This is a genomic window from Nocardioides sp., from assembly GCF_036401255.1.
In the GTDB taxonomy this organism is placed as follows: Bacteria; Actinomycetota; Actinomycetes; order Propionibacteriales; family Nocardioidaceae; genus Nocardioides.
Window position 1 is genome coordinate 1 of record NZ_DASWVI010000001.1, and the last position, 6,532, is coordinate 6,532.

Sequence of the window (6,532 nt, forward strand, 5' to 3'; positions counted from 1 at the left end):
CACCTGGCCGATGTTGAGGAGCGCCTCGTGGCGCTCGGCGGACTGGACCCCCACTGTCCCGGGGTCCTCAGGCGTCCTCGTGACCGGCGAAGAAGACCAGGCGGTACTTCCCGATCTGCACCTCGTCGCCGTCCTTCAACGGCACGGTCTCGATGCGGTCGCGGTTGACGTAGGTGCCGTTGAGGCTGCCGACGTCGCTGACCGTGAACGTCTCGCCCGATCGGTGGAACTCCGCGTGCCGCCGCGAGACGGTCACGTCGTCGAGGAAGATCTCGCTGTCGGGGTGCCGACCCGCGTTGACGACGTCGGCGTCGAGCAGGAAGCGGCTGCCGGCGCCCGGGCCGCGCTGCACGACGAGGAGAGCGTGCCCGGCCGGCAACGCGTCGACCGCGGCGGCGTCGACGGCGTTGAGCTGGCGGTCGGAGGTCTCGACCTTGTCGCCACCGAGCCCGATCGCGATCGTCGCCGTGGAGTCGCCCACCCCCTCGCCGCCGGAGGGCGCGGGGGACGCGGGCGGCGCGGCGGTGACCAGGCGGGTGCCGCACTGGGCACAGAAGCGCGCGTCGTCGGGGTTCTGCGTGCCACACGCAGTGCAGAACGGCATCGGTCTGTCCTTCGGTCGACGGCAAACCCTCAAGGCCGGGTTGAGGTTGACGGTTGCTCCGAACCTATCAGCCCCACCCGGCCGATCAAGGCAGAACGCCGGGGCCGGGCTCAGCCGTCGAGCGAGGACTCGTACGCCGCGGACTCGAGCAGGCCGCCGAGCTCGCCGCGGTCGCTGGGGACGATCTCGAAGAGCCAGCCGCCGCCGTAGGGGTCGTTGTTGACCAGCTCCGGCGTCGCGTCGAGCGCGTCGTTGCGGGCCACGACCTCGCCGGAGACGGGCGCGTAGACGTCGCTGACGGACTTGGTGGACTCCAGCTCGCCGCAGGTGCTCCCGGCGCTCACGGTCTCCCCCACCTCGGGCAGCGAGACGTAGACGATGTCCCCGAGCGCGTCCTGGGCGTAGTGGGTGATCCCGACGCGGACCGATCCGTCGTGCTCGCCGGGGTCGCGGACCCACTCGTGCTCGCTGGTGTACTTCAGGTCGTCGGGGTACAAGGCGTCTCCTCCTGGACGGGCCCGGCGCGCGCCGGGCAGGTGGGGTGCGGGTGGCACCAGCCGTGAGGTTACTGCTAGCCCGCGGGTTCGGCGTACTGCGGTCGCGGCGGTTTGACGACGCTCTCGATGTCCAGGGAGGCGAGCTTGTCGACAGTGACGCTCGCGCCGTCGTCCTCGAACAGGTCGCGCGGTCCGTCCGGGAAGTCCACCCCCGAGCTGGCCAGGGTCTCCGGCTCCCCGATCACGTCGAGGACGTACGGCGAGGAGACGACCTCGCCCCCGATCAGCAGGCCCCCGGAGGTGTCCTCGACGGCCGTGTCGGCCACGACGCGGACCTGGCCGTTGACCTGGATCGCCTCGGCGCCCGCCGTGCGCAGCTCCTGGATGGTGTCGACCATGCTCTGCACCCGGACGGTCCCGGTCTGCTCGGTGATCGTGACCCGGATGCCCGGCCCGGTGACCGGCACCAGCCCGGCCAGGATCGAGAGGGTGTCGGTCTCCTGCTGGGCCTGGGCGAGGGCGGCCTCCCGGGCCCCGGTGCTCGACAGCAGGTCGTCGCGGGTGCGCTGAAGCCGGGCGATCTGGGCCTCGGTGCGCTGGGTGGTGCCGGCGAGGCCGTTGAGCACGTCGATGAGGTCCTGCTCGCGCAGGCTCGCGTAGGTGTTGTCGACCTCGTTGAACCGGACCTGGGTGACGGCGGCATAGCCGAGGACCGCGAGCAGCACCGCGACCACGACCTGGCCGCGCGAGGGGCGCAGCAGCGCCCGGACCAGCCGCTGCCGGCCGGTCTGGGGCTCGGGCTGCACCGGTTCAGGCATGGAACAGGTGCCTGCGGATCGCGGCGGCGTTGGAGAAGATCCGGATCCCGAGGACCACGATGACGCCCGTGGAGAGCTGGCCACCGACACCGAGCTTGTCACCGAGGTAGACGATCGCCGCGGCGATCACGACGTTGCTGAGGAACGAGACCACGAAGACCTTGTCGTCGAAGATGCCGTCCAGATAGGCCCGCAGGGCCCCGAAGACCGCGTCCAGGGCGGCGACGACGGCGATCGGAAGGTACGGCTCGAGCCCCAGCGGGACGTCGGGCTTGAAGATCACCCCCAGCACGATGCCGACCAACAGCCCGAGTGCGGCGATCATGGTGCGGTCTCCTTCCGGCGCTGGTCGAGGCTCGAGGCGGCGCCCTCCCCCGTCCACCGCAGCCGCAGGAGTCGCTGCGGTGCGGCCGGGAGGGAGAGCCGGTCCTCATTGTCCATGGTCCAGGGGAAGCCGAAGTGGGCGGCCGTGTCGCGGAACGTCAGGCCGCTGGTGGTCTCCATCAGGTCGGCCTGGAGGCTGGCGCGGTCCCCGATCGCGAGGATGACGTACGGCGGCGACAGCGGCCGGAAGTTGACGTGGATCGCGACGCCCGAGTTGCGGATCGGCGAGCGCGCCGTGAGGCGCTGGCCGTTGATGGCGATCGCCTCGGCCCCGGCGTTCCAGAGCCCGTCGACGAGCGGGCGCAGGTCGCGGTCTCGCACCGCGACCCCGTCGGCGTCGTCGACGGTGATCCGCACCCCGGGACCCGTGACCGGCGCGAAGCCCGTCGCGGCCGCGAGCCGGTCGGCACGGGCCTGGGCGGTCTGGGCTGCTGCGCTGACGTCGTCGAGGTTGTCCTGGAGGGACACGTCGAGCTCGCGGAGGTCGACGATCCGGTCCTGCAGGGCCGCGACGTCGGCCTTGCGATCCTCGATGTTCGCGATCAGGGAGCTGCGGCTCTCGCTCGCGACACCCGCCTGCTCGGAGTTCTGCACGGCGGCGACCGTCACCAGCAGGCCGAACGCCGCGATGACGACCGTGGCGGTGCCGAGGCCCCGGCGCCGGGGCGCGACCGTCCGGGTCGCGGCGCGCCGCTCGGCGACGTGGAGGTAGTCCTCGTCGAGGGACTGCTGGGTGATCAGCGTGAGCAGCGGGACGTTGACCCGGTCGACGGGGCCGCTCGCGGGCCGGGCGGCCTCAGACATCGGAGACCGCCGCCGGGCGTCGCTCGGTGGTCGCCAGCAGGGTGCGGACCTGCCAGGCGTAGAGGATGCCGGCCCACCAGTACAGACCGATCCCCCACAGCGCGAACGCCCAGCCGAAGACGTCGGCGAGCGTGGCGAGGGTGCCGTCGCCGTCGCCGAGCAGGAGGAGCGGGAAGGCGTACAGCAGGTTGAACGTGGCGGCCTTGCCCAGGAAGTGCACGGGCAGCGCGCTGTAGCCGCGGGTGCGCAGGAGCGGCACCAGCGCCCACAGCAGCAGGTCGCGCAGCGGCAGCGAGAGGGCTGCCCACCAGGGGATCACGTCGCGCAGCGCCAACCCGACGACCACCGCCAGGATGTAGAGCCGGTCGGCGACCGGGTCGAGGATCTGGCCCAGGGTCGAGGTCTGGCCCAGCCGGCGGGCCAGGTAGCCGTCGAGGAAGTCGGTGACGCCCGAGACCGCGAGCAGCGCGAGGGCCCAGCCATCCGCCTCCGGGCCGAGCACCAGCCACAGGAACAGCGGGACGCCGGCCAGCCGGACCACGCTCAGCAGGTTGGGCAGCGTCCACACGCGGTTGCGCGTCGGTTCGTCCGCCACTGCTCGCCTGTCTGCTCTCCCGGGTCTGCTTGCCGGGCCCACCCTATCGGCCGGGACCCCCTCAGCCCGGAATTGCAGCCTCAGACGTGATCCTCCAGGTGCGCCGCGTCGCGGATCTCGCCCACGAGCTCCTCGATGACGTCCTCGAGGGTCACCAGCCCGAGCGAGCGGCCCTCGGCGTCGACCACGCGACCCATGTGCGCCCCGCGGCGCTGCAGGGTCTCCAGCGCGCTGTGGAGCGGCTGGTCCGCGGTGACCGGCGCGAAGGGCCGGATCCACTTGTCCTCCACCGGGCGGTCGCGACGCTCCTCGTCGGGCTCCAGGACGTCCTTGATGTGCAGGTAGCCGAGCAGCCCCTGGTCCGCGCCCACGACAGGGAACCGGCTGAACCCGGTCGTGGCGCAGAGCGCCTCGACCTCGGCGCCGCTCGAGCCGCGGGGCACGGTGGTGAGCGACTCGGGCGTCATCAGCACCGCGGTGACGGTCTTCTCGGTGAACCCGAGGGCACCGGCGAGCCGGTCGTACTCGTCGGCCTCGAGCAGGCCCTCGCCGCGCGACTCCTCGACCAGCGCGGCCACCTCCTCGCGGGTGTAGGTGGAGCTGACCTCGTCGGTGAGCCGGGCACCCAGCAGCCGCAGGACGCCGGACGCCACGGCGTTGATCGCCACGACCACCGGCCGCAGGACCGTGACGATCCCCCAGATGGGGGGACCGAGCACGAGCGCGGCGCGGTCCGGCCCGGCGAGTGCGATGTTCTTGGGGATCATCTCCCCCATGACCACGTGCAGGTAGACGACGACCGCCAGCGCGATCACGAACGAGACCGGGTGCAGCAGCCCCTCGGACACGTGGGCGGCGTGCAGCAGCGGCTCGACCAGGTGGGCGACCGCCGGCTCGCCGACGGCACCGAGCACGAGCGAGCACACCGTGATGCCGAGCTGGTTGACGCCGATCACCAGGGAGATGTTCTCCATCGCCTTGATCGTCGTGCGCGCCATCCGTGAGCCGGCCTCGGCTCGCGGCTCGAGCTGGGTACGCCGGGCGGACACCAGCGCGAACTCGGCCCCGACGAAGAACGCGTTGCCCAGCAGCAGGAGCACCGCCAGGACGATCGCAGTCGCGCTGTTCATCGCCCGTCCCTCTCGGCGGCTCGATCCCCGCCCGCGACGTCGTCGCCGTCGTGGAGCCGCAGCGACAGCCGGTCGATGCGCAGCCCGTCCATCCGCTCGACCGTGAGCGTCACGAGCTGCTCGCGGGGCTCGTCGGGGTCGGATCGGTCGGGCACGGTCACCTCGGCGACGTCGCCGACCTCGGGCACCCGGCCCAGCGCCTGGAGCACGAGGCCGGCGATGGTGTCGTAGTCCTCGTGGTCGGGCAGCACGATCCCCGTCACGTCCTCGACCTCGTCGGGCCGCAGCAGGCCCGAGAGCGACCAGGTCCCGTCCCGCTGCAGCCGCGCGTTCGCGCTGAGCCGGTCGTGCTCGTCGGCGATGTCGCCGACGATCTCCTCAACGACGTCCTCGAGGGTGACGATGCCCGCGAAGCCGCCGTACTCGTCCATCACGACGGCGAGCTGGAACCCGTCCTTGCGCAGCAGCGCGAGCAAGGGGTCGAGCCGCAGCGAGTCGGGCACGACGATCGGCTTGGCCATCAGGTGCTTGACCTTCGTGGTCGCCCGCTCGTACACCGGCAGGGCGACGGCGTTCTTGACGTGGACCGTGCCGACGACGTTCTCCTCGGCGTCGAGCACCGGAAACCGGGAGTGCCCGGTCTCCCGGGTCAGCGCGATCACCGCGCTGGCGCGGTCGTTGACCTCGAGGCTGTTGGACCGCACCCGGGGGGTCATGATCTCGCCCGCCGTCCGGGCGCCGAACTCCACCGAGCGCTCCATCAGCTCGGCGGTCTCCACGTCGAGCGTGCCCAGGTCGGCCGAGCGCTGGATCAGCGAGGCGAGCTCGGTGGAGCTGCGGGCCGAGCGCAGCTCCTCCTGCGGCTCGATGCCGAGGCGGCGCACGACCGCGTTGGCCGAGCCGTTGAGCACCCGGATCGGGCCGCGGGCGAGCGCGGTGAAGGCCCGCTGGAACCGCTGGGTCGCGCGGGCGACCTCCATCGGCTTGGCGAGAGCGAGGTTCTTCGGCACCAGCTCGCCGAAGATCATCGTGAGGATCGTCCCGAGCGTCAGCCCGATGCCGACGGCGACGGGGGTGATCGCGCCCTCGGGCGTCCCGAGGGTCCCGAGCGGCCCGTCGATCAGCTCGGCGATCGCGGGCTCGGCGAGGTAGCCGATCGCCAGGTTCGTGATCGTGATCCCGACCTGGGCACCGGAGAGCTGCGTCGACAGGCTGCGCAACGCCTGCTGGACGCCGTGGGCACCGCCGTCGCCGCCGGCGGCGGCGCGCTCGACCTGGCTGCGGTCGACCGTGACGAACGAGAACTCGGCCGCGACGAACACGCCGCAGGCGAGGATCAGGAGCAGGGCTGCCACCAGCAGCAGCCACGCGGTCATCGTCGCTCTCCCAGGGAGAGCCGCGGACTTTGAGAGCCGTCCATGAGCTGGGCGTCGAGTCCTCACTGCTATCGGGTTCGGTGCCCCCGAACTCTACCGGCGGACCGGGCGCTGCGACATTCGCCGATTCCCCTCCGCCGGCGACGCTCGGCGCTTAGCCTGGTCGCTCCCGTCCCCGCCCCCAGGTCTCGGTCCATGTCTCGGCTCTCCTCCCGGTCGTCCGCCGCTGCGTCGCGGCGCGCCCTGCTCTCCGGCGCCGCCTCCGGAGTGGCCGCCGGCGCCGTGGTCGCCACCGGCGCCCCCGCCTCCGCGGCCGCGAGCTAC

Annotated in this window: 8 protein-coding genes; all 8 read right to left on the minus strand. The window is 72.3% G+C overall.

Annotation, left to right across the window (positions count from 1 at the left end; all coding sequences use genetic code 11):
• Positions 1 to 67: 67 nt before the first annotated feature.
• On the minus strand, positions 68 to 604 hold the full coding sequence (locus VGD85_RS00005; RefSeq protein WP_331061390.1) for an FHA domain-containing protein: 537 nt from the start codon (positions 602 to 604) through the stop codon (positions 68 to 70).
• 110 nt (positions 605 to 714) lie between these two features.
• Complete coding sequence (gene gcvH / locus VGD85_RS00010; protein WP_331061391.1) at positions 715 to 1,101, minus strand: glycine cleavage system protein GcvH; 387 nt, start codon at positions 1,099 to 1,101, stop codon at positions 715 to 717.
• 74 nt (positions 1,102 to 1,175) lie between these two features.
• The gene (locus VGD85_RS00015) at positions 1,176 to 1,919 is read right to left on the minus strand and encodes a DUF881 domain-containing protein (protein WP_331061392.1); all 744 of its coding nucleotides are present in this window, start codon (positions 1,917 to 1,919) and stop codon (positions 1,176 to 1,178) included.
• Complete coding sequence (locus VGD85_RS00020) at positions 1,912 to 2,244, minus strand: small basic family protein (protein ID WP_331061393.1); 333 nt, start codon at positions 2,242 to 2,244, stop codon at positions 1,912 to 1,914. Before VGD85_RS00020 ends, VGD85_RS00015 begins: the two co-directional genes overlap by 8 nt.
• Positions 2,241 to 3,107, minus strand: a complete 867-nt coding sequence (locus VGD85_RS00025) for a DUF881 domain-containing protein (protein WP_331061394.1) — start codon at positions 3,105 to 3,107, stop codon at positions 2,241 to 2,243. The genes VGD85_RS00020 and VGD85_RS00025 overlap by 4 nt, the downstream gene beginning before the upstream one ends.
• On the minus strand, positions 3,100 to 3,702 hold the full coding sequence (locus VGD85_RS00030) for a CDP-alcohol phosphatidyltransferase family protein (RefSeq protein ID WP_331061395.1): 603 nt from the start codon (positions 3,700 to 3,702) through the stop codon (positions 3,100 to 3,102). The genes VGD85_RS00025 and VGD85_RS00030 overlap by 8 nt, the downstream gene beginning before the upstream one ends.
• 80 nt (positions 3,703 to 3,782) lie before the next feature.
• On the minus strand, positions 3,783 to 4,832 hold the full coding sequence (locus VGD85_RS00035) for a hemolysin family protein (protein ID WP_331061396.1): 1,050 nt from the start codon (positions 4,830 to 4,832) through the stop codon (positions 3,783 to 3,785).
• Positions 4,829 to 6,208 (minus strand): hemolysin family protein, encoded by a 1,380-nt coding sequence (locus tag VGD85_RS00040; protein ID WP_331061397.1) that lies wholly within the window; start codon positions 6,206 to 6,208, stop codon positions 4,829 to 4,831. Before VGD85_RS00040 ends, VGD85_RS00035 begins: the two co-directional genes overlap by 4 nt.
• Positions 6,209 to 6,532: the final 324 nt, after the last annotated feature.

Excerpts from the sequence above, each read along its gene's own strand:
- VGD85_RS00005 (WP_331061390.1), bottom strand. The coding sequence starts at position 604 with ATGCCGTTCTGCACTGCGTGTGGCACGCAGAACCCCGACGACGCGCGC.
- VGD85_RS00015 (WP_331061392.1), bottom strand. The coding sequence starts at position 1,919 with ATGCCTGAACCGGTGCAGCCCGAGCCCCAGACCGGCCGGCAGCGGCTG.
- VGD85_RS00020 (WP_331061393.1), bottom strand. The coding sequence starts at position 2,244 with ATGATCGCCGCACTCGGGCTGTTGGTCGGCATCGTGCTGGGGGTGATC.
- VGD85_RS00025 (WP_331061394.1), bottom strand. The coding sequence starts at position 3,107 with ATGTCTGAGGCCGCCCGGCCCGCGAGCGGCCCCGTCGACCGGGTCAAC.
- VGD85_RS00035 (WP_331061396.1), bottom strand. The coding sequence starts at position 4,832 with ATGAACAGCGCGACTGCGATCGTCCTGGCGGTGCTCCTGCTGCTGGGC.
- VGD85_RS00040 (WP_331061397.1), bottom strand. The coding sequence starts at position 6,208 with ATGACCGCGTGGCTGCTGCTGGTGGCAGCCCTGCTCCTGATCCTCGCC.